Source organism: Acinetobacter sp. CIP 51.11, assembly GCF_000369665.1.
Classification (GTDB): domain Bacteria; phylum Pseudomonadota; class Gammaproteobacteria; order Pseudomonadales; family Moraxellaceae; genus Acinetobacter; species Acinetobacter lwoffii_S.
This window is the reverse complement of sequence record NZ_KB850129.1, coordinates 665,376-688,290: the sequence shown is the minus strand read 5'-3', so window position 1 is coordinate 688,290 and position 22,915 is coordinate 665,376. Positions and strand designations below refer to the sequence as shown.

Sequence of the window (22,915 nt, the reverse complement as noted above, 5' to 3'; positions counted from 1 at the left end):
GTAATTTCGAATAAGGTCTGATCGTATGAGATCAATAGATGGCGTCCCTACGGGGATTCGAACCCCGGTTACCGCCGTGAAAGGGCGATGTCCTAGGCCTCTAGACGATAGGGACGTTGCGAGGTGATGCGTATATTAAGGATTAAGCCGGGGTTTGTCAAAAGGGTTTTTGCTAAAATTCATTTAACAGTTTAAACATTAGGCAAAACAAAAACTTTATTTTATTAAGATGTTATTTTCTGAACAGATTTCAGGACTATAAAAAATAAATATTTGAAAAGATCACTAAAACTTAGTGATCTGGAGTTTGATATTGCTCAGGCTGAGAGTTTTCAGTTGGCGTTGACACTGTTTCAGTCTCCGCAGTGTGGTTATCATCACGGTTGACGATATAAAGATATAGCGCGGATGGAGCTAAAATCAGTAAAACCAGTAAGATCTTTTTTAACATGATACAAAAGCAAAATATGAAATCGCATTAATTATAGCCTAAGCAAATCTAAAAGAGCAGCAGCATGTACCTATTCAGGCTCTAGAATTTAAAAGTAATATCCGCAATAAATTGGCGGCCGATTTCAGTCATTACACGTGGTCTATCATTTGAGGTCGAGCCTGTTGTATAGGTATTCACGCGGTTGGTGACGTTGTTAATGATTAAACCAAAAATTGCCCTTAAATCTTTTGAAATTTCCCAATCATAGGTGGTGCGCATATCCCATGTAAATTTTGGTTTAATTTCAGAGGCTAAATAGGTGTCAAGCAGTTCACCTTCATACTCGACTTTGTCATTTTTATCGGAGACTGCAACCATATCATCGTAACTGTCTTTATAGCTAAAGAAGTTTGAAATACGTACAGGCAGTGTATCGAATGCAATATCCCAGTTTACTCGTGCGGTCCATGGTTGGTTAAAGTTTGGGGCAGGGTGGTCTGACCAACGAATAATTTGACCATCATAAGAGACCCATTCATCTTGAGTGGCTTGATCATAGGCTGAAGTGTAATCTACATAACTGCGGAAGACTTCACTGTAGTCAAATCCCAAGGCAAATAAATGTTGGCTATCTCCCAGAGCGATCGGTTGACGATTTCTAAGTGTTAAGGTGTAGATGTCAGCTTTGCCACTTCCATCATTATTATATTCGTAGAAGAATTTTGATCCATCTAAAGGAGTAACTTTAGTTTTTGATATTTCATCCTGATATTTACGATTGACCCATTTTAGCCCTAGATCCCAATTCTGGATTTGTGTATTCAAGCCTAAAACAGTTTCGTCACTGAAAGGGGGATTGAGCGCTGAACTACGCGCACCGCTGGATAGTGCAGTTTGTGTTTCTACCCAAGGCGCATGTGGGTTTTCACGTGACAGTTTATAGAGCAAATCATTTTGAATTTCATCCAGTTCTGTACCTAAGGTTTGCTGACCATAGTAGCGATTCCACCCAGCGGATAAATGCAATTGATCATTACTAAAGGGTTTGTAAGAGAGACGACTGCGAGGGGAAATATTGATATTACTACTCAAAGAGTCATAATCAGCACGAACACCAAGGCGTGTTGAAAATTGATCATTCCACTGAATATTATCTTCAATAAATATATTTAGGCGATCTTGCTGAGCTTTGATATCACCAGCTTTGTACAGAGTCCCACCAGCGATATATTGTCCATTCCAACCATTTATAGTTAGTTTCTCATCACAATATGGGTCACTTTGAAGGCAGGTAGTATCTTTGCCAAGTTCTTTTAAGTTGATCTTTGTCGCGAGTAAAACATCCTCGACTCGTTTCCACGCAACATTAGCATGGCTATAACCCGTACCTATAGTCATGTTGTGTTGGGATTGACCAAGTTTAAAAGGGTCTATATTCGCTTGTAGGTCATAGGAAAGGACGTCTTGGCGTTGTTCAATCTCTCCCATGATGGCGCCCTCTCGAACTACATCGGTATTATTCCAATCTTTACTTCCTTTGGCGTAGTACCAATGCATACTGTAGTTATTGTCAGCAATACGTTGTGTCGCCGAGTTTTGGAAATTAAGTTTGTGTACGAGAGTACCTAAGTTGAAGCGATGTTCAAGTTCCGAGAACAGAGTAAGTGTTTCGGTTTCAGTAGTACTACCTGAATCACGATTGCTGTCCACATAACTTAAGCTATCGAGCAAACCATAATCGAAACCAAACTTCGCTTTGGTTGAGGCGTTTGGTGTATAAAATAATGTTGCACCAAGATTTGAGATATGTCGTTCTTGATCAATTGTTTTAGGTGTGTACTAGCTCAAACCTGATCTGACAGTTACCTGATTTTTATTGTGCCTGTCAGGTTAAATTTGAGCTAAATTCTTCTCAGCCCAAATTTGTTTTCCATCAAGTAAAGTTTCAAATGGTGTACGGCCACAGCAGATTTTTCCTTGATGAGTCCGTTCAGTATTATAGAATTTCAGCCAGTCGTCTAGATCCGTCTGCAACTCTTCTAGCGTGCTATAAAGCTTTTTCCTAAATGTAATTTGATAAAACTCCTGCAGTATTGTTTTATGGAAGCGTTCACAGATCCCATTCGTTTGTGGTGAAGCTGCTTTTGTCTTCGTGTGATCAATGTCATTGAGCGCTAGATACAACTCATAGTCATGTTGTTCTACCTTACCGCAATACTCGGTTCCTCTGTCTGTAAGAATGCGAAGCATTGGTAAATCCTGGGATTGATAAAAAGGTAATACACGATCATTGAGCAAATTAGCCGCTGTAATCGGTGTTTTGGTTGTATAGAGCTTGCAATGAACGACCTTGCTATAAGTATCGATAAATGTTTGCTGGTAGATCCGTCCAACACCCTTGAGATTCCCGACATAAAAGGTGTCTTGTGCACCTAAATAGCCTGGATGAGCAGTTTCGATTTCACCACACGCCACATCATCTTCATGCTTACGCTCAAGTGCAGCAATCTGATGATCATTTAGTACGATACCATCCTGTGCCACTTTAGCTTCGAGTGCTTTTAAACGCTTCTTAAAGTTCTCCAAATCATGGCGGAGCCAAATAGAACGAACACCACTCCCTGAAACAAATACACCTTTCTTGCGCAATTCGTTACTGGTACGATGCTGACCATAAGCTGGATATTGAATTGCGAAATCAATGACCGCCAGCTCTGTAGCATCATCTACACGGTTTTTTAGATTTGGTACTCGACGGGACTTATTGATTAATGCATCAATGTCACCAGACTGTACTAACTCATGATAGCGATAGAAAGTATCTCTAGAGACACCCATCACTTTGCATGCTCTAGAAACATTTTGAAGCTCTTCAGCTAAATTGAGTAAGCCGACTTTGTGTTTGATGATTTGATTGTTAGTATGCAACATAAGAAAGTTACCTTTGTTTAATTAAGATTTCGACACCTTTATCAAAACGGGTAACTTTCTCTTTTTCAAGAAGAATGTACGATCAAGTCTGAACTAATACAATTTATGTTTGAATTTGCTGGATTAATAAGTAAGTTGTTGGAAACACCATTCACAATAAAATTGTTTTGCAAGGTTTGTGCACCATTAATTGAGATTTCGGCAGGTTTAATTTCACCTTGTGAGCCTGCTGCTAACTGTGATTGACTAAACTGCACATTCGGATTCACTTTTAAAAAATCGGTAATGTTCTTTGAGCTATTCGGCGTCTTTTCTAAATCTTCTTTTGAATAAATGGTTTTTCCAACTTCATTTTCTTGCTGAGCTTCGATAATAATTGTGTTGAACTTAATCGTTGTTTCATTGAGAACAGGCTCTTGATAATTTGATTCTTTTGCAAAACTAGATGTTGATAAAGCTGTTAAAACTGCAATAGAAAGTGGGGAATAAGCAAAACGCATGAGAAGGGTTGAATATGCGAAAGATAATGGAAGTGATTATCATTAAATTTAAGAAGGCAATCAATAGTAATGAGAATTATTTTCATTAATTAATTGATAAAAGTGTAGGACTTGAGCAGCTTAAGATGCTGATCAAAGAAATATAAAGAAGAGAAAAAATAGATGGCGTCCCTACGGGGATTCGAACCCCGGTTACCGCCGTGAAAGGGCGATGTCCTAGGCCTCTAGACGATAGGGACGTTTAGAAGATGGCGGTATCTTATTGATCCGCCACCAGAGTGTCAAGCAGGTGAGGTGCGAGTTTGTTTAAAATATAGCAAAACAGTTCAGCGGTCTTCTGCGTATCATATAATGCAGAGTGTGCTTCTTTGCCATCAAACTCGATTCCAGCCTGAATACAGGATTTTGCCAGTACGGTTTGACCAAACATCACCGCGCTTAAAGTCACTGTATCGAAGACAGAAAAACTATGAAACGGGTTCTGGTTTTTGGTCCCGGTACGGGCAATCGCGGCCTGAAGAAAACCTAAATCGAAATGTGCATTGTGTCCGACTAAAACTGCATGGGTACAATTTTGCTGGCGACGCACTTCATTCACAGATTTAAAAATACGCTTAAGCGCAGTTTTCTCATCTTCAGCCATGGCGATTCGCATTGGATTAGAAGGATCGATCCCAATAAACTCTAGCGAACGACGGTCGAGGTTGGCTCCCTCGAAAGGATTGATATGTGCATGGTAAGCTTGACCTGGCACAAATTGACCATCTTCATTATAAACAATCGGAATGGCCGCAATTTCCAGCAATGCATCAGTCTGTGCATTAAAACCTGCAGTCTCGACATCGACAACTACAGGTAAGAATCCACGAAAACGTTGACCAATGATTGGGAGCGTTTCATTTGTCACACTTTTCTCCATTGAATGGTTTTACCCGCATATAACGGAATAATCTGTTCACCATCCAGATAGTCTAAACTTTCAGGGATTACTTGATCTTCTTTAACCAGGGTAATTGTGCTGGTATTACGTGGCAGGCCATAGAAGTCTGCACCAAAATGGCTGGCAAAACCTTCCAGGCGTTCAATTTTACCAACTTGATCAAATGCCTGAGCATACAGCTCAATAGCAGTCGGCGCACTATAACATCCTGCACAGCCACACGCATTTTCTTTTGCATTTTTTGAATGCGGCGCGCTGTCTGTTCCCAAGAAGAATTTAGGATTACCGCTGGTTGCGACTTCTAACAAGGTTTGCTGATGCGTTTGACGTTTTAAAATCGGCAAGCAGTAGAAATGCGGCTTGATTCCACCGACCAGCATGTCATTGCGGTTAAACAATAAATGTTGTGGTGTAATGGTTGCAGCCACATTACGGTCTTGCTCAAGTACAAAGTTTGCTGCTTCGCTGGTAGTGATGTGTTCGAGTACCAGTTTCAGCTTGGGAAATTGTCTAAGTAATGGTGCCAGCACTTCATCCAGAAAACGCTTTTCACGGTCAAAAATATCGACGTGATTATGCGTCACTTCACCATGCAGCAATAAAGGCACCTGATGTTCTTCAAGCTGTTCAATTACGCCGTAGACCTTGCTCATGTCGCTCACGCCACTGTCGGAGTTGGTGGTCGCACCCGCAGGATAGAGCTTGATGGCATTGACATGCGCAGATTCTTTGATCTTTTTAACTTCGCTTGCCGGGGTGTTGTCAGTGAAATACAGCACCATACGCGGGTCGAAATTTACCCCTTCAGGCACATGTGCCATGATACGTTCACGGTAGGCATTGGCTTCTTCGACAGTTTTAACGGGTGGCACCAGATTTGGCATGCAAATGGCGCGAGAAAACTGCTTGGCTAAATCGGGAACGGTACGTTGAAGTGCTAAACCATCACGCAGGTGAACGTGCCAATCATCTGGCTGGAGAATCGTAATCGTATTCAAGGCAAATTCAGTCGAACAAATAAAACAAATGATAATCCATCTATAGTAAAAATGGTAACGAGAAAGCGCTACAAAATAAGGGATATGTATAAATTAATTTTAAAAAGTATGTTATTTTAAAATTAATAAAAAAATTACATAAATACTTGGCAATGGAATACAAGTACAATCTAGCGAAATTGCAAGATGATAAAGAAGACATAGAACAACTGATTACACGGCAAAGCCAGCGTGTAGGCCCGGTCTTCCCACAAAATCTGGAACAAGAATTCTGGACCAAAAATCTGGAACGCGCCCGTAAACATGTCGAAAAATATGTCTGGGCTGGAGTACTAGCCTATTTCCTTTTTTTAGTGGTAATGATTCCTACAGATTACTGGAGCATCAGCAAAGAATATTTCGTACATGATTTTGTCCTGTGTATGCTGGGCCTGCTCAATGGTGGCATGTCATTAATCATTTTTTATATATTCTCCTGTTTACCCAAGATCAAGCGCTTTTTTCCGCAGGCTTCGATGCTGTTGGTGTTCTGGATACAGGTGTCAATTTCATGCATTACCATGTCGATTAAAACTGATGCCTTGCAGCATCAGTCCATGGCCATAGTCACGATCGTGTATATCCTGGGTTATATTCTGACCGGTATTAGACCGATTCAGATGCTGGTCACCGGATTACTCGCTGCGGCAACTACTATTCTTGTATTGTTTAGCCTTTCAGTTGAATTTAATCCTATGGTTTTTGGCCGGATTTTAATTGGAAGTTGCTTGCTGGGTTATGTGATTAGCCATATGATTTTTGCCCGTGAACGTGTGATATTTCTCTATAGCATTCGCGCCAGAATCAGTGAGCAGATCCAGCGTATCCATACCAACGAATTATTACATTTGAGTCAGTATGATGAGCTGACCAAGATTTCCAATCGACGTACCTTTGATGAGACACTGGAGGTCCATTTTGAACGTGCACGCCGTGAAGAAACGGCTTTGGCGATTCTGTTTATCGATGTAGATTTCTTTAAAAATTACAACGATTTTTATGGGCATCAGAAAGGTGATGATGTCATTTCGACTATTGCCAAAACCATCAAGAATGCGATCCGACATATGGACTTTGTCGCGCGTTATGGCGGGGAGGAGTTTGTGGTGCTCTTGCCAGAAACGGATGCACATGGTGCTTATGCGGTGGCTTCAAATATCTTTAAGGCGATTGACCGTCTGGAAATTCCACATGAAAAATCCTTGGTTGCGAAACATATCACCATCAGTTTAGGCATTACCGTTTATCGTGGTGAAGATGATATTGATAAAGACGCCTTATTGGGAATCGCGGATCAGGCGCTATATCGTGCCAAACAGCTTGGACGCAACCAGATTTATTATCAGTCCATTCGTTCAGTCAATTCAGATATCGCAAATGGTTAGAGATTATTACAATCAATAAACGAACCCTCAATAAAAAACCGCTCATCAGGAGCGGTTTTTTATGCAACTTAAATGACTAAAACTTAGTTTTTGTCTTTCAGTTGTGGCACTGCAGATGCTGAACCAACTGCGAGTAAACCAGTCTCTGTATAGATGCCCAGTTTAGCACGAGTATCCGTGATGTCGAGGTTACGCATGGTCAACTGACCGATACGATCCATCGGCGAGAACATAGAATCACCTTTCTCCATAGTCAAACGCTCAGCTTCATAAGTGAGGTTCGGAGATTCAGTATTCATAATGGTGTAGTCATTACCACGACGCAGTTCGATCGTTACAGTACCGGTAACTGCTTTAGCGACCCAACGCTGTGCAGTTTCACGTAGCATAAGCGCTTGAGAATCGAACCAGCGACCTTGGTACAGCAAACGACCTAAACGTAAACCGTTAATGCGGTATTGTTCAATCGTATCTTCGTTATGAATACCCGTTACCAGACGCTCATAAGCAATGTGAAGCAGCGCCATACCCGGAGCTTCATAGATACCGCGAGATTTCGCTTCGATGATCCGGTTTTCGATTTGATCCGACATACCTAGACCGTGACGGCCACCGATGTGGTTCGCTTCAAGAATGAACTCAACTGGATCTTCAATGCGTTGACCGTTGATGGCAACCGGGAAGCCTTCTTCAAAAGTAATCGATACTTCTTCAGCTTTTACTTCTACGTCATCTTTCCAGAATGCAACGCCCATGATTGGCTCAACGATTTTGATGCCTGCATTCAGGTATTCAAGATCTTTGGCTTCGTGTGTCGCACCCAGCATGTTTGAGTCAGTTGAATAGGCTTTTTCTTTTGACATTTTATAGTCAAAGCCATTGTCGATCAGGAACTGTGACATTTCCGCACGGCCGCCCAGCTCGTCAATGAAAGTTTGGTCTAACCAAGGCTTGTAAATTTTAAGCGCAGGATTGGTCAACAAGCCATAACGGTAGAAACGTTCAATGTCGTTGCCTTTATAAGTCGAACCGTCACCCCAGATGTTAACATCATCTTCTTTCATGGCAGTTACCAGCATGGTGCCAGTTACTGCACGACCCAATGGCGTCGTGTTGAAATAAGGCATACCACCTGTAGAAATATGGAACGCGCCACATTGAATTGCAGCAATACCTTCTAATGCAAGCTGTAAACGGCAGTCGATTAAACGTGCTTTTACTGCGCCATAAGCTTCAGCTTTTTTTGGAATCGCATCGTAATCGTCTTCGTCTGGCTGACCCAAGTTAGCTGTGTAAGCATAAGGTTCAGCGCCTTTTTGTTTCATCCACAAAAGAGCAGCAGAAGTATCTAGACCACCAGAGAAGGCAATACCAACTTTTTTACCTACTGGGACATTCTGCAAGATAGTTGCATTATCAGACATTGTTCATCCTAATGATATGAAATAGGCACGCCAGAATTGGTGGCCTGAAAAAATACATATTGCATCAATTGTATCATTAATTTATTTAGGTTTGCTTTAGAAAAGAAAAACTCGTTTTAAAATCTCTATTCAATAGGCTTAAATAATCATAAATCGCACGATTTTCACCAGAATCCTGCTGAAAACGGAAGAAATTGGTTATATTCAGCCGAATAAAGTTAAAAATCAGATAAAACAGGAATAAAAGCATGACGACTCGCATTCCACCTTTACCTAATTTAAATCCTAAAGCTAAGAATGAAACGCTGGCACTGTTACATGGGATTTATGCCGGCCTGATTGGTTTTAGTACAGTGCTGTTTTTATATCTTGAATATCAGCAATCCAGTATTTCCATGCTGAGTTTAGGTGTGGTGCTGCTGCTTTTAGGCTTGCTGATGTTTTTTAATATACAGGCCAGTATCAAGGTGAAGCAGGGCAATGGTTCAGGACGGACTTTATCCAGAGTGATGGCAATCCTCATGCTGTTCAGTTTTCCGATTGGGACAGTATTGGGTGCGATTGCATTATGGAAATCCAGTGCAAGGCAATGGCAGCAATAATTTAATTGCGAAGGTTCGATATAAATATGCCACCAATTGGTATTTGTGCCTGAGAATGCAGACCTGATAGTCATAAAAAGCCCCTAAAAATCAGTTAAAGTACCTTTATAAGATTTAAGCTATTAGCCAAATAAAAATCAGGGATATGTTATGACTACGACGCGCTATGCCAATATTTTAAAACCACTTCATCTGGGTTTCACCACCATTAAAAACCGGGTGGTAATGGGATCGATGCATACTGGTCTGGAAGATCGCTTTTATAATTATCCTAAACTGGCAGCTTATTTTGGCGAACGTGCAAAGGGTGGTGTGGGTCTGCTGATTACAGGTGGAATATCGCCAAACCGTCAAGGCTGGCTGTTGCCGGCGGGCGGTACCATGAATACCTTGGGCGATATTGCACCACATCGTCTGGTGACACATGCAGTGCATAAGCATGGTGCTAAAATTCTTTTACAGATTCTGCATGCCGGACGTTATGGCTATCAGCCTTTTGTGGTTTCGGCCAGCCCGATCAAATCACCAATTTCTCCTTTTAAACCGCGTGAAATGTCAGATAAACAGATCCTGAATACCATTCAGGATTATGTGAAAACTGCCATCATTGCCAAAAAGGCTGGCTATGATGGCGTGGAAATCATGGGTTCTGAAGGCTATTTGCTGAATCAGTTTTTAAGTCGTCATGTCAATCAGCGTATTGACCGTTGGGGCGGCCCGATTGAAAACCGGATGCGTTTTGCCGTAGAAATTGTTAAAGCGATTCGCGCTGAAATTGGTGAGAAATTTATTATCTGTTTCCGTTTGTCACTTCTCGATTTGGTACATGATGGCAATACCATGCAGGAAGTGATTACCGTAGCTAAAGCTTTGGAAAAGGCAGGAATTACTTTGCTCAATACCGGGATTGGCTGGCATGAAGCACGTATTCCAACTATTGTGACTTCCGTGCCTCGAGCTGCTTTTGTCGATTACACTTCTGAAGTTAAGAAACATGTTTCGGTGCCGGTGATTGCCTCTAACCGGATCAATATGCCAGACACTGCCGAGGCGATTCTGGCCTCTGGTCAGGCAGATATGGTACAGATGGCACGTCCACTTTTGGCCGATGCTTTCTGGGTCAACAAAACCGCAACCAATCGTGTTGATGAAATCAATACCTGTATCGCCTGTAATCAGGCTTGCTTGGATCATACCTTTAAAAACCAGCGCGCAACCTGTCTGGTCAATCCGCGTGCCGCTTATGAGACCGAACTGGTCTATGTCAAAACCAAAAAACCGAAAAGTATTGCAGTGATTGGTGGTGGTGTTGCAGGTCTGTCAGCGGCTACTGTCGCAGCCAGTCGCGGGCATGATGTGACGCTGTTTGAGGCCAGTCATGAAGTAGGCGGACAGTTCAACCTGGCTAAAGTCATTCCGGGGAAAGAGGAGTTTCACGAAACGATTCGTTATTTTAAAGTGCAGCTAGAAAAAACTGGAGTTGATCTGCGTCTCAATACCCGAGTCAACCGCGAGCAGTTGGAGCGTGAGGGTTTTGATGAGGTGATTGTGGCTACAGGGGTTGTGCCGCGTGCCTTGAATATCGAAGGCAGTCAGGCACCACAAGTATTATCTTATGCAGAAGTGCTACGTGGCGCACCTGTCGGTGATCGTGTTGCGGTCATTGGCGCAGGCGGGATCGGTTTTGATGTGTCCGAGTTTTTATTAAAGCCACCGCATCAAATACAGCCGCAACCTGTGGATGAGTGGAAGCGTGAATGGGGTGTAGATTCTCATCCAAATTATGTGACTGAAGGCGGGTTACAGCGTGCTGAAGTAGAACCTCCAGTACGGGAAATTTATCTATTACAACGTAAAAAGACACCGCTTGGCGCAGGACTAGGCAAGACTTCAGGCTGGGTACATCGTGCCCAGTTAAAAAAACATGCCGTGCGGATGTTGCGCGGTGTGCAATATAAATCTGTCACGGATGAAGGCTTATGGATTGAGGTAGATGGCCATGCTCAATTATTGCGTGTGGATACCATTGTGGTATGTGCAGGTCAGGAATCGGTGAAAGACCTGATGCCGAGTGCTGGGGAGAATACCTTGGCGCAGTATCATATTATTGGCGGTGCAAAACTGGCTGCTGAACTCGATGCCAAGCGCGCCATTCGTGAGGGAGCGGAATTAGCAGCAAAACTGTAAGGATTTGATGAAACTATATGCAGTTGATTGCATTCACTGTAATTTTCACTTGTCAGCCGGACAAAAGCTCCGTATTATTGCGCCCATGGAAGCGTGGCAGAGCGGTTTAATGCACCGGTCTTGAAAACCGACGAGGGTGTGAGTCCTCCGTGAGTTCGAATCTCACCGCTTCCGCCAAATTTTTAAAACCCCAGTCGAAAGATTGGGGTTTTTTTATTTCTATGATTTTAATAAAACGATTTAAAATAAGCTGATAGCGAACAAAGTCAAAATTTTAAAATTCCATAGGGTCTGTTGACATTTACTGTTCATAATTAACCCTATAAAGGTAGCCATAAAAATATACAGGCTAAAGCAACAGAACTTTGATAATTTCTTTTGAGCTTGTCATATCGAGTAGCTATTCCTCTAAATTGCTTTAATCTACAAAATATATTTTCAACTAAATGCCTGATTTTATATAAATACCAGTCCATATGATCATTGTTCGATTGGCTATTTGTTTTCTTTGGTATATTCGCTTTAGTCCCTGTTTTCCTGATCTGTTCACGCAGTGGTTCTGAATCATAGCCTTTATCTGCACATACCACTTTTGTCTCTTTTAAATCTAATGTTGATATTAAATCAGGTGCAACTTTAACATCATGTGTGGTTCCATCGGTAATCATGAAATCAATAGGATTGCCATGTGCATCAACAATCAAATGTATTTTTGAGGAGTTTCCTCCTACACTTTTAGAAGTAGATTGATTCGCTATGCCGGCAGAATGTTGATGAGCACGTACATGAGAGCCATCAATAAAAATCCACTCCATATCGGGGCATGAGGCTAGTAATTTGAATAATCTAAGTAACTTACCGCTGCTTGACCAACGATTAAAACGTTTGAAAATAGAGTTTGAATGACCAAAACAACAAGGAATATCTCGCCACGGACAGCCTGTTCTAATTCTATAGAGAATAGCTTCAATAAAATTGCGTAAATTTGAGTTGTGGTGAATGGATAAATTACGCAGAATAACTTTCAACTTTTGCCAGTGTTGATCTGTCAGCATGGTACGAGGCATAGCGAATAGTAAAATTGGGTTTGGCGATTTGATTTTACTACTTCGCTATTTTTTTAAGCTAAAAGTGTCAACACACCCTAATTAATAAATATTCTTTAATTGCCTACTTCAATTTTGATTAATGCCAACGCAATTCTTTCCACATGTTGGTAAGCTGGTTGTTCCAGTTCTTCACCAAAAATATCCGGGTCAATTTCTTCATAGGACCAGATTATATTTTGATGCTGTTTCATCAAATCTTTAAGATGCTGCAAAAACAGATTGCCATGTTCAGTCACGGTCACACCGGTATATAGAAATAAATGTCCGCCAGAATTCAGGCGCTGTAGACCTTCTTTTATAATCCTGAATGATAAATCACAGCCATCCAGCGCATTACCGCCATGACGATATTGACGTTGTTCGGGATCAATTAAATACGGTGGATTAGCAAAAATCAGATCAAATTTTCCATCAAGATTGGAAAATAAATTACTCTGCACCGGATGAATATGGTTTAAGCCGGCAAAACTGATATTAATCTGGCTATAGAGCAAGGCTTTGGGATTCAGGTCTGCAACCATAATTTCATTAGCATCTGGAAAATGTCTGGCAATACTGATTGCGGCTGCTGAAGTGCCACAACACATTTCCACGACCCGTTTGAAAGGGTGAGTCTGAGCAGCTAGATATTGCTTGAGATGATAGATAAAGCGATAAGTATCCGGACCAAAAAATACCGCATCTTGCTGAGTAGTCGGAAAAGCTGAATGAATAAAGAGTTCGCCATCGAGTGAAGAAACTCGAATCTGACTCAAGTATTGATCTTCCTGAACCTGTAGAAGTTGATGTTCTTGCAATAATTCAAACAGAACGGGATCAAGATCAGTTTTTTTAAAGTTTAGATTCCAGCCAAAGATATCCTGATGGGTTCTGTGCTTATAAATTTCATTCTTTTTTCGATTCAGAATTCGCTGGTGGGAAAGCGGTGTAATGGTCGTAAACTGATAATCTTGTTGTTTTAAAAAGGCTAATAAATAAAGCAAAGCTTGCTGCGGGCTGCTTTGAATCTCTAAAATTTGGTTCATACGGATATGCTCTTCTATTTATTTAACCTACATCAAAAGATTAATTCACTTTATGCCTGCAAAAGACAATATCAAACCAGTCGTGAATGATCAAAGCTATACAGCACTGGATTCCATAGAAATGGATCAGTTTATATTCACCTAAATAATGCATTGCTTAGGTAAAAATGTGATGAGAATTGGTTGGATTTGTATAGGTAGCAGGCATAATTTTCTTGGTTAGGAAACCTTATTATGATATTGCCACCTATTATTTCTTATTTACGATTATATGTATAAAAAATGGCTATTAATCACTGGGATCAATAGCCATTAGAGCTGAGAGCTTTAAAAGCTTAGTTGGGTACTTCCGGCAAATCAAACCAGATCACTTGCGCATCTTCGCTTGCTTTAATTTCTGTATCATCTAGAAAAGCAATTGCGCCGCCCGCTTCCACTGTATGTTCAGCGATCTGGACAGTGCCAGAAACAACATGTACATAATTAATATGCTGGGTCGCTTTCACTTCCAGACTTTGGCCTTGCTGAATCACCGCAGTTTTGACTTCGGCATTCTGACGAATATGCATCGGTGCATTGTCATTCGGACCACAAATCAAATGCCACTGGTTCGGTTGCTCATGCGGGTCAAGACGGATTTGCTGATAGTTCGGCTTGGCATCACGTTCATTTGGAATAATCCAGATTTGCAGTAAATGGACCTGTTCGTCGCCTTGGTTCATTTCACTGTGCCGCACACCTGTTCCTGCACTCATCACTTGCCATTCACCCGCAGCGATTCCGCCATGATTGCCCATGCTGTCCTGATGGGTAATGGTTCCTTTCAGCACACAGGTCAGGATTTCCATATTGTCATGCGGATGTGTGCCAAAACCCTGATGACCATCAATCAGGTCATCATTAATCACGCGTAAAGCACTGATACCCATATACTTTGGATTATACCAGTTACCAAATGAGAAGCTGTGTTTAGACTCTAGCCAGCCCATTTTTACATGACCACGATTTTCGCTAGGATGTAGAAAAGCATTCATGATTTCATCTCGACATTATTTTTAACTTGAGATCATCATACTGTCGTTTTATAACTGAAAAAATCTCAAATGGGCGACAGATCATTGCATTTTTGCAACGACATAGCTGAAAGTAAACATAAGGAATAAAAAAGCCCGCTCAAAAGCAGGCTATTTTATTCAAATCGTTAGACCAATCATCATTCTAAGAAACGAACCGTTACGCCAGATTTGACTTTACGGCCAAGATCATTGGCATCCCAGTTAGTTAAACGAATACAACCATGTGACGCTGTTTTCGAAATGGTAGACGGGTTTGGTGTCCCGTGAATACCGAATGATTTCTTGCTTAAACCAATCCAGATATTCCCGACAGGACCGTTAGGACCTGGTGGTAAAGATAGTGGTTTTAAGTTTTTACCTTGTACAAAGTTAGAAGGTGAGTAGCTGTACCAAGGGTTTGGTGCAACACCTGTTACTTTATAGGTTCCGGTCGGAGATGGTGTATCTGCACTACCAATGGTGGCAGGGAATGACGCGATCATTTGATTTTTACTGTTAAATAAGTACAGTTGTTTCGCGCCTTTATGTGCAACAATCAAGTGAATACCTTCAGGCAAGTCATTACGTACATTACTGACCAGTAATTTTTCACCAACTTTATTAAAGTTAGCATTTGGATTGAGTTTCTTTAAGAAATTCTCATCCATATGGAATTTTTCACTCAACATTTCACTGACACGTGTGTAGTACAAGCCTTTCATTTTCGCCTGTAACGCATAATCTGAAGGAATAGACTTGGCAAATGGGCCTGCCAGATCTTTTTCAGTAATGGTGTATTCAACAAAGGCTGGCTTAGAACCCTGACGTGCAACTAGTTTATCCCAGGTTTCCTGAGTCAAAACACCTGTCGGTTTAATGCCATTCATTTGCTGGAAAGATGCAATGGCTTTTAGTGTATTTTTACCGCTGGTTCCGTCAATCGCCCCCGGTGATGCATGGGCATTATTCAGCATGACATGTGCACGTGCGTAAACTGGGAATTGACCTGCACCGATATTTTCATACCACTGGGCATTATTTAAGCCATCTAAAGTCCACGAAGCTTTGGTCGCTGCAGAGTTAGTCGATGCTTTGGTATTTGGTGCTGCGCCAATAGAAGCAGTCTGATCTTCGGTATCCTGTAGCTCATTCAGCGCTTCAGATGCCTGTTTTAAGTCTTGTTGTTCTTGTGCGGTAATTTGCGCTTCTGCAGGCGCTGCTTGGGCCGCTGAAGCTTCAGTTGCTAATGGATCAATCGGATCTTGCACTGCAACATCAGTCACCACTTGGGGTTTTAATGGTTGTTCAGCAGTAGACGCGGCAAAAACTTGACCTGCGAAAATGCAACCTAGACTCACAGCGAGCATTGTGCGAACGAACATGTAACTCAACCTTAAGAATTATTTCTTTAACTATGTGAAAAAACACTATAAGTATTACAGAAAAAATGTGGAGATGCAGTAGTTGTTTTGTGTAAATCACTAGGTTGCCGTTCAATCCGATCGGTTTTTAAAGTTGCCAGAAGTTATTAAAACTGCGGCCTTTTTGCTATGATGTTGGCAATGTCAAAGAAAGATGGGAATGTGAATGACGACCTTAAAAAATGATCGTTTTCTGCGCGCATTGTTGCGTGAGCCTGTAGATGCTACGCCAGTATGGATGATGCGTCAGGCTGGCCGTTATTTGCCTGAGTACCGCGAAACGCGTACCAAGGCAGGAGATTTCCTTTCGCTTTGCAAGAATACTGAACTGGCCTGTGAAGTAACTTTGCAGCCTTTACGCCGTTATGATCTTGATGCCGCGATTTTATTCTCGGATATCTTGACGGTTCCGGATGCTTTGGGACTGGGGCTGTATTTTGAAGCCGGTGAAGGCCCGAAATTTCACAAGACCATCCGTACCGAACAGGATGTCGCCAATCTGCCTGCATTTAATGCCAAGTCGGATCTGGATTATGTGATGAATGCCGTTTCGACCATTCGTTCAGCCTTGGGCGGTCAGGTTCCTCTGATTGGTTTCTCAGGCAGTCCATGGACTCTGGCAACGTATATGGTCGAAGGCGGTTCAAGCAAGGATTTCCGTTTTACCAAACAGATGATGTATGCGCAGCCTGAAGTTTTGCATGCTTTACTGGATCGTCTGGCTGATGCAGTGACTGAATATTTGAATGCGCAGATCGATGCGGGTGCACAAGCGGTACAGATCTTTGATAGTTGGGGTGGGGCATTAGCACATCGTGAATATATCGAGTTCTCGCTGAACTATATGCAGAAGATTGTCGCTGGTTTGCAACGTGAGAAAGACGGCCGCAAGATTCCGGTAATTCTGTTTACCAAAGGTGGCGGTCAATGGTTGGAACCGATGATTACGACAGGCGCAGATGCATTTGGTCTGGACTGGACCACGCCATTGAATGTCGCTCGTCAAACGGTTGCTGGTCGTGCAGCACTTCAGGGTAACCTGGATCCTGCAACTTTATATGGTTCATCAGACACCATCATTAAAGCGACAAAAGCCATGCTGGATGATGCCTATGCCAATGGCGAGAAAACCGGTTATGTTGCCAATTTAGGTCATGGTATTACCCAGTGGGTTGATCCGGCGAATCCAAAAGCATTTATTGATACCGTACATGAGTATAGTGCCAAATATCTTTAGGATGTAAACCTTGATCGATCTATTCAAATCAGGGTTTGAATTTACTTATAAGGCAGCTTCGGCTGCCTTATTTGGGATTTTACTCCTGCTCGCTTTTGCGCTGACTGCTTCTATGGGCAGCGATCTCTTCTTTGGTTTTTACCGGTATGACTATCTGCTTTTTTTTGCTTTGCTGATTCAGGTGATATTGCTCTATACCAAACTGGAATCCTGGGCTGAAGCCAAAGTGATTGCGTTATTTCATCTCATGGCCATGGTGATGGAAATCTTCCTGACCCATCCGGCAATTGCTTCCTGGCATTACCCTCAACCCGCAATATTTAAAATCCTGACCGTGCCTTTATTTGCCGGTTTTATGTATTCTGCGGTCGGCAGTTTTTTTGCGCGCTCTTTACGTCTATATCAGGTTTCATTTGAAAAATTGCCGCGTTTTAGCCATATGCTGACATTGGCTGTCTTGTCTTATATCAACTTTATGAGCAAGTTTTTTATTCCCGATTATCGGGTGATTTTATTTGTCTGGAGCGTGCTGATGTTCTGGAAAACCAGAATTCGCTTTCAGCTGAATCGGCATACTTTTCAGTTGCCGATGTTACCCGTACTGCTGATTCTGGCGTTTATTATCTGGATTGCCGAGAACATCAGTACCTTTTACCAGATCTGGCTCTATCCAAGCCAGATTGAGCAATGGCATATGGTGGGATGGGGCAAACTGGGCTCCTGGTATTTGTTGTTATTGCTGAGTCTGGTGTTAGTACTGAAAATCTTGGGACAGCGTAATTCACAAGGCGATTGGGCGCTCAAGGAACAGTAAAATCAATCAGGTTATGTTTATGTAAAGCATACATTTTTTCAATTGCGCCAAACTTGACTTGTCGCTACTCTGCTGAGTATGTAATTTAAATTACATTATTAGAGTAATAACAAAGATTGCATGAGAATAATTGGAGAATAACTATGTTGAAAAAAATTATGCTGGCGGCGGTATTGGCGACTGGTTCAAGCATGGCGATGGCTGACCGAGATGTCGGTTGTGGTATCGGAAGCCAGGTGTGGGCGGGTCAGTCTGGTATTATTCCTAAACTCTTTGCAGGTACGACCAACGTTCTGTTCACGAATCAGTGGCTCGGGATCACTTTTGGTACTTTAGGTTGTAGCCAGGGCGGTACCGTAACCGCTCAAGTGGTGACCTTTACCAATGAAAACGCTGAAGCATTGGCGCGTGATATGGCAGTTGGAGAGGGTGAAAGCCTGAATGTTCTGGCTGAACTTTTGAATATTAAATCTGAAGATAAAGCTCGTTTCTTTAGCGTTTCCAAGCAGAATTTCTCTGAAATTTATTCCGAAGAAAACCAGAATACATTACAAGTTTTAAGCACCTTACAAACTGTGATGGCCAAAGATGAAGTATTGAAATCCTACATCTGATCCGCACCCTAAAAACCCTGCTGTTCTGGCAGGGTTTTCTTATGACTAAAAGAAATTGATGAGAATAAGTTAACTGAATGAAATATGCGTTCTTCATGTTGGGCCTGACATTCAGCCCTTTAAGTTTTTCTAGCGAAATTAATCCAGACATCCAGCATTATATCGCTCAGGCCGAAACTCAGCGTCTGGATCAGAGCACTACCTGGCAACGTCTCATGTATGCCAATCCCCAAGGTCATAGCGAGGTTAACTATTCGGGCTATTTCCTGGCAGAGCAGGGAAAAACTGATCTAAAAAAAGAAATGCAGCATAACATTCAGGCTTTATTCCTGAGCGCAGAGCCGAATCAGTCCGTCCGCTGTAAGTTTCCTGCACGCAGCAGCTGGTTAATGCAGCAATTGAATATTTCCGAGCAACAATTGCCTGCGGTCAGTTGCCCGGATTTGGATAAATGGATTGGCGAGGTCAAGCCTTATCAGGCAACCCTGATCTATGCCACGGATTTTATGGGTAATCCCAGCTCGATGTTTGGTCATACCTTGTTGCGTCTGGACCCTAAAGACCAGCAACAACTCAATCTGATTTCTTATGCGGTCAACTATGCTGCGACGGTCGATGGCAATGACAACTGGTCCTTTGCCTGGAAAGGGCTGACTGGACAATATCCGGGTGAATATTCACTGATGCCGTATTACCGCAAGGTCAAAGAGTATGGTGACTTTGAAAGCCGGGATTTGTGGGAATATGAATTAAACTTAAGTCCGCAAGAAACCAGGTTTTTGGTACAGCATCTCTGGGAAATGCAAAATGTAAGTTTCCCTTATTATTTTATCAGTGATAATTGCGCTTATCGCCTACTGGGACTGTTTGATCTGGTACGTCCCGAGCTAAATCTACAGAAACAGTTTAATTCGACTGCGATTCCGATTGAAACACTAAAAGTAGTAGAACAGCAGGGCTTGATCAAACAGAAAGTTTACCGTCCGGCGCTTGAAACTCAATTGCTGGCACAGTCCAGACAGCATGGCAAAGCGCTGGCAAAAACTGCGCATCAGCTGGCTTATGCAGAAACAGGTGCAATGCCTTCAATCTTGCAGCCCTATCCGGCAGAAGATCAGGCCAAAATTCTGGAAATGGCCTATGATCATTTATATCTGGACTTTCTCCGACAAACAGTCGATAAATCATTTTCCCAGCCACGTTTTCGCAAGTTATTAGGCTTAAGAAGTCAGCTGAATATCGAGAAGCAGCGTAAAGCGCCTGAACGTCCAAAAATAGACCCGGTACAAAGCCATCATGCACGGAATATCAGTCTTCAGGCCGGACAGGTTCAGGGTGAATCCTTTGTCCAGCTAGGGCATCGGCAAGCTTATCATGATCTTATTGATCCGCAAGGCGGTTTTCGTATCGGTACACAGTTGCTGTTTCTGGATGGGGCTTTGCAATATCGTGACAGTGAACTCAAGCTGGAACATCTGGATCTATTTACCGTCAATTCATATAACCCGGTCAATCCGTTTAATACGCCGTTATCCTGGGGTTTTAATCTGGGTTGGAGACAGGAGGCATTGGATGCGCATGGCCAGTTTAGTGAAGATGAACAGCATAGCGTCGCCAGCTTAAAAACTCAGGCCGGTTATAGCTGGGCAAATGCCAGCCGTGAATATCTATGTTATGCACAAATGCAAACTCAGCTACAGGCAGGTAAGTCACTTGATCAAGGCTGGCGCGTAGGTGCAGGCCCCACCGTGGGTTGTCAGAATATCTGGAGCGATCAGATTAACAGTCTGGTGCAGGTGGAACTGCCTTATTGGGAAGATTCGCATCGCTGGCAGCTGAAACTGAATACTGAACTCCAATATGCATTCAATCCACAACATGCACTTCGGCTGTCTTGGGAATATCAGCAACAACAGTCCAAAGACTGGGATCAATGGAGTCTTGGTTTGATCCGGTATTTTTAAGATTTAGTTAAAACTGATCAACACTATTCATAAAGTGCTGTGTATCTGTGAGGCTACTGTTCGGTTTTCCCTTGCATAAAAAGATTAGCTGGGTTTGGTGCAAATAATCTGGTCGATATTTTAGGAAAAATACCTGATATTTGTTATATTTATCACATAATGTGAGTGCAAATTGCAAGGTTTTGGGGAACAGACAGTATGAATAATGAATGCATGGCAAGACTGGCCGAGCAATGGGAACAGATCTGTCAAAATTATTCATCTGATGACTTATTGCATGCCTTTCATTTTATTCAAGATCATTCCCTGATTCTGGTGGAAGAATTCTATAAAAACATGCTCATTGAAAAGGAATCTGCAGAATTCTTTTCCGATGACTTGATTCAACAGCGCTTGCACGACACCTTAAATGCCTGGCTGCTTGAAAGCTTTAGTGTGGGGATTAATAAACGCTATGCCGATGCCGTGCAGAAACAGGCGATGGTGGGACATGTGCATGCGCGTGTCGGAATTCCGTCCTGGCTGATCATGCGCGGTGTACGTGAAATTGAGCGTAAAATGTTTGAACTGCTGGATGAAAATCCTCACCACAGTATGTTGACTACCTGCAGTTATATTGTCCAGATCATGGGATTTGCCACAGAAGTCATGTGCCGATCTTATGAGGCCAAAACAGCCATGAATCAGGAAATTAAACACAGTTATCGTGTTTTTTCAGCGATGCAGGATGTGGCCGTACAAAAAGATAAACAGCGCAGCTCATTGCTGGACTGGGAAAATGAGCTTATGTTCAAGGTCTTTTCTGAGCATGAGAAATTGAATCATCCGATGCTGTCCAAGTCGGAGTTTGGTTTATGGTTTATCCATAAAGCCTCTTATGCTTTTACCGGCTCTGACCAGGTCGATTTAATCATTGAACGAATTTATCAAGTCGATGAACTTAATCAAGAGATCATGGACTGTACGGACAAAAACAATATGCTGGGACTAATCCAGCAGATCCGTGACTTGAACCGCGAAATTCAGCTGCTGGTGGACCAGTTATTTCAGGTGGCCGAATATATTGAATCAGGTAATGATTCATTGACCCAGTTACTGAATCGCCGTTATTTGAATACGATTATTTCACGTGAAATCACTTTTTCTCGTAAGAATCATACGCCTTTGTCTTTACTTGCTATCGATGCTGATTATTTCAAAAGTATTAATGACAAATTCGGACATGCAGCAGGTGATCTGGCCTTGAAATTTCTGGCCGAAGCATTGCAAAAATATAGTCAGGGCAGTGATTATGCTTTTCGGGTCGGCGGTGAAGAGTTTTTGCTGTTACTGGTGGATACTGATGAGAAACGTGCCCTGAATATTGCCGAAAGTATTCGTAAATATATTGAAAATGGCATGATTAATTCGGCACAAGGCCAGCAGTTTAAATTTACGGTCAGTATTGGTTGTGTGCTTTATGATGGACATCCGGATTATCAGCGCTTCCTGAATGCGGCAGATTCTGCCTTGTATATGGCGAAGAACAACGGGCGTAACAGAGTCTATATGGCTCATCAGTCCTTGAACCCAGTCGCACAGCCACTCTCTGTTTAAATAAAAGGTTTTATCCAGTTGCAGACTGCTGCTCTATAAATTCCTGAAATTTCTTTTTTTGCTGAAGATATTCGGGATGATTTTTAGCTTCATCCCATTTCTGTTTAAAGATTTTGGCAGCAGCGGCTTTAACCGGGTCTTCCTGATTGCGCGGTAGCTCTGAACGGCCATGCGCGCCACTTAAACCTTTTTTGTCTTCCGGAACCGGGCCATCGTATTTTTTGCCACCTTTATGGTTGGCATAACGCCGGGCACGGGTAAAACCCATCTGTAAAAACTTGCGTGCCATGTCCGCACCGATAAAATCTTCTTGCTTTAAATAGTCTAGAAAAAGCTGATAGATTTTCTCGCTACTGGCTTGGGCTTTTTCTTCATCTGCAAAGCGCCAGTGCGGCAGGATTTCTGATTTATAAGGCTCAACCAGTAATACACCTTGTTCACCACGGCCAATCCGGTAGAGCTCCGGTCGTTTGCGGAAATTAACCTTTGCAAAGTCCAGAGAATAATCAAAACTATTCGAAACTACACGTGACGGACGTTTTGGTGGCGCTACTTTGGCAGATGGCTTCATATTCGGCCTTTTCTGAAATTTAAAATTGCTCAATATTTCAGCTAATACAAATTATAAAAATGAAAGGGCA

The 22,915-nt window shown here is 42.3% G+C and carries 20 protein-coding genes and 3 tRNA genes; 9 read left to right on the top strand and 14 right to left on the bottom strand.

What is annotated here, in order from left to right:
• Positions 1-39 precede the first annotated feature (39 nt).
• From F894_RS07085 to pyrC, 8 genes are all read right to left on the bottom strand, one after another.
• Positions 40-115: transfer RNA gene (locus tag F894_RS07085), tRNA-Glu, on the bottom strand.
• 177 nt (positions 116-292) lie between these two features.
• Positions 293-451, bottom strand: coding sequence for a hypothetical protein (locus tag F894_RS15160; protein ID WP_004279546.1), 159 nt, complete (start codon positions 449-451; stop codon positions 293-295).
• An 81-nt stretch (positions 452-532) separates the two neighbouring features.
• Positions 533-2,143: a TonB-dependent receptor domain-containing protein gene (locus F894_RS07080; protein ID WP_416201977.1), complete on the bottom strand. Its 1,611-nt coding sequence runs from the start codon at positions 2,141-2,143 to the stop codon at positions 533-535.
• A gap of 180 nt (positions 2,144-2,323) precedes the next feature.
• Positions 2,324-3,364 (bottom strand): IS481 family transposase, encoded by a 1,041-nt coding sequence (locus tag F894_RS07075; protein WP_005245313.1) that lies wholly within the window; start codon positions 3,362-3,364, stop codon positions 2,324-2,326.
• A 65-nt stretch (positions 3,365-3,429) separates the two neighbouring features.
• Positions 3,430-3,864 carry a TonB-dependent receptor plug domain-containing protein gene (locus tag F894_RS07070; protein ID WP_005246871.1) on the bottom strand — a complete coding sequence of 145 codons (435 nt, stop codon included), beginning with the start codon at positions 3,862-3,864 and terminating at the stop codon, positions 3,430-3,432.
• 163 nt (positions 3,865-4,027) lie between these two features.
• Positions 4,028-4,103, bottom strand: a tRNA-Glu gene (locus F894_RS07065).
• A 20-nt stretch (positions 4,104-4,123) separates the two neighbouring features.
• Positions 4,124-4,783, bottom strand: coding sequence for a ribonuclease T (gene rnt / locus F894_RS07060; RefSeq protein WP_034438210.1), 660 nt, complete (start codon positions 4,781-4,783; stop codon positions 4,124-4,126).
• Complete coding sequence (gene pyrC / locus F894_RS07055) at positions 4,768-5,802, bottom strand: dihydroorotase (RefSeq protein ID WP_005246868.1); 1,035 nt, start codon at positions 5,800-5,802, stop codon at positions 4,768-4,770. The genes rnt and pyrC overlap by 16 nt, the downstream gene beginning before the upstream one ends.
• 152 nt (positions 5,803-5,954) lie before the next feature.
• Between pyrC and F894_RS07050 the strand changes: the two genes are divergently transcribed.
• Entirely contained in the window at positions 5,955-7,226 is a 1,272-nt protein-coding gene (locus F894_RS07050; RefSeq protein ID WP_005246867.1) for a GGDEF domain-containing protein, read from the top strand.
• 83 nt (positions 7,227-7,309) lie between these two features.
• Here the strand turns inward: F894_RS07050 and argG are convergent, their stop codons facing one another.
• Entirely contained in the window at positions 7,310-8,650 is a 1,341-nt protein-coding gene (gene argG, locus F894_RS07045; RefSeq protein ID WP_005246866.1) for an argininosuccinate synthase, read from the bottom strand.
• A 248-nt stretch (positions 8,651-8,898) separates the two neighbouring features.
• Between argG and F894_RS07040 the strand changes: the two genes are divergently transcribed.
• The 3 genes from F894_RS07040 (at position 8,899) to F894_RS07030 (ending at position 11,616) form a co-directional block, all read left to right on the top strand.
• Complete coding sequence (locus tag F894_RS07040; RefSeq protein ID WP_005246865.1) at positions 8,899-9,252, top strand: hypothetical protein; 354 nt, start codon at positions 8,899-8,901, stop codon at positions 9,250-9,252.
• Positions 9,253-9,402: 150 nt separating this feature from the next.
• Positions 9,403-11,439 carry an NADPH-dependent 2,4-dienoyl-CoA reductase gene (locus tag F894_RS07035; RefSeq protein WP_005246864.1) on the top strand — a complete coding sequence of 679 codons (2,037 nt, stop codon included), beginning with the start codon at positions 9,403-9,405 and terminating at the stop codon, positions 11,437-11,439.
• Positions 11,440-11,526: 87 nt separating this feature from the next.
• Positions 11,527-11,616: transfer RNA gene (locus F894_RS07030), tRNA-Ser, on the top strand.
• A gap of 143 nt (positions 11,617-11,759) precedes the next feature.
• On the opposite strand, the gene F894_RS07025 is transcribed toward F894_RS07030, so the two are convergent.
• From F894_RS07025 to F894_RS07010, 4 genes are all read right to left on the bottom strand, one after another.
• On the bottom strand, positions 11,760-12,506 hold the full coding sequence (locus F894_RS07025; protein WP_005246863.1) for an IS5-like element ISAba31 family transposase: 747 nt from the start codon (positions 12,504-12,506) through the stop codon (positions 11,760-11,762).
• Positions 12,507-12,601: 95 nt separating this feature from the next.
• Positions 12,602-13,573: a methyltransferase gene (locus tag F894_RS07020; protein ID WP_005246862.1), complete on the bottom strand. Its 972-nt coding sequence runs from the start codon at positions 13,571-13,573 to the stop codon at positions 12,602-12,604.
• 335 nt (positions 13,574-13,908) lie between these two features.
• The gene (locus F894_RS07015; RefSeq protein ID WP_005246861.1) at positions 13,909-14,607 is read right to left on the bottom strand and encodes a pirin family protein; all 699 of its coding nucleotides are present in this window, start codon (positions 14,605-14,607) and stop codon (positions 13,909-13,911) included.
• Between the two features lie 179 nt (positions 14,608-14,786).
• Positions 14,787-16,010, bottom strand: a complete 1,224-nt coding sequence (locus tag F894_RS07010; protein WP_005246859.1) for a L,D-transpeptidase family protein — start codon at positions 16,008-16,010, stop codon at positions 14,787-14,789.
• Positions 16,011-16,215: 205 nt separating this feature from the next.
• Here F894_RS07010 and hemE point away from each other — a divergent pair, with 205 nt between their 5' ends.
• The 5 genes from hemE to F894_RS06985 all read left to right on the top strand — a co-directional run bounded on the left by hemE (position 16,216) and on the right by F894_RS06985 (position 22,274).
• Entirely contained in the window at positions 16,216-17,286 is a 1,071-nt protein-coding gene (gene hemE, locus F894_RS07005; protein WP_005246858.1) for a uroporphyrinogen decarboxylase, read from the top strand.
• Between the two features lie 10 nt (positions 17,287-17,296).
• Positions 17,297-18,100, top strand: a complete 804-nt coding sequence (locus tag F894_RS07000) for a DUF817 family protein (protein ID WP_004646389.1) — start codon at positions 17,297-17,299, stop codon at positions 18,098-18,100.
• Positions 18,101-18,243: 143 nt separating this feature from the next.
• Positions 18,244-18,714: a DUF3015 family protein gene (locus F894_RS06995; RefSeq protein ID WP_004279577.1), complete on the top strand. Its 471-nt coding sequence runs from the start codon at positions 18,244-18,246 to the stop codon at positions 18,712-18,714.
• A gap of 77 nt (positions 18,715-18,791) precedes the next feature.
• Positions 18,792-20,678 (top strand): Lnb N-terminal periplasmic domain-containing protein, encoded by a 1,887-nt coding sequence (locus F894_RS06990; protein ID WP_005246856.1) that lies wholly within the window; start codon positions 18,792-18,794, stop codon positions 20,676-20,678.
• A 198-nt stretch (positions 20,679-20,876) separates the two neighbouring features.
• Positions 20,877-22,274 (top strand): diguanylate cyclase, encoded by a 1,398-nt coding sequence (locus F894_RS06985; RefSeq protein ID WP_005246855.1) that lies wholly within the window; start codon positions 20,877-20,879, stop codon positions 22,272-22,274.
• Positions 22,275-22,284: 10 nt separating this feature from the next.
• Here F894_RS06985 and F894_RS06980 read toward each other — a convergent pair whose 3' ends face one another.
• A complete protein-coding gene (locus F894_RS06980) occupies positions 22,285-22,845 on the bottom strand; it encodes a DUF4385 domain-containing protein (RefSeq protein ID WP_005246854.1) in 561 nt (186 codons plus the stop codon).
• Positions 22,846-22,915: the final 70 nt, after the last annotated feature.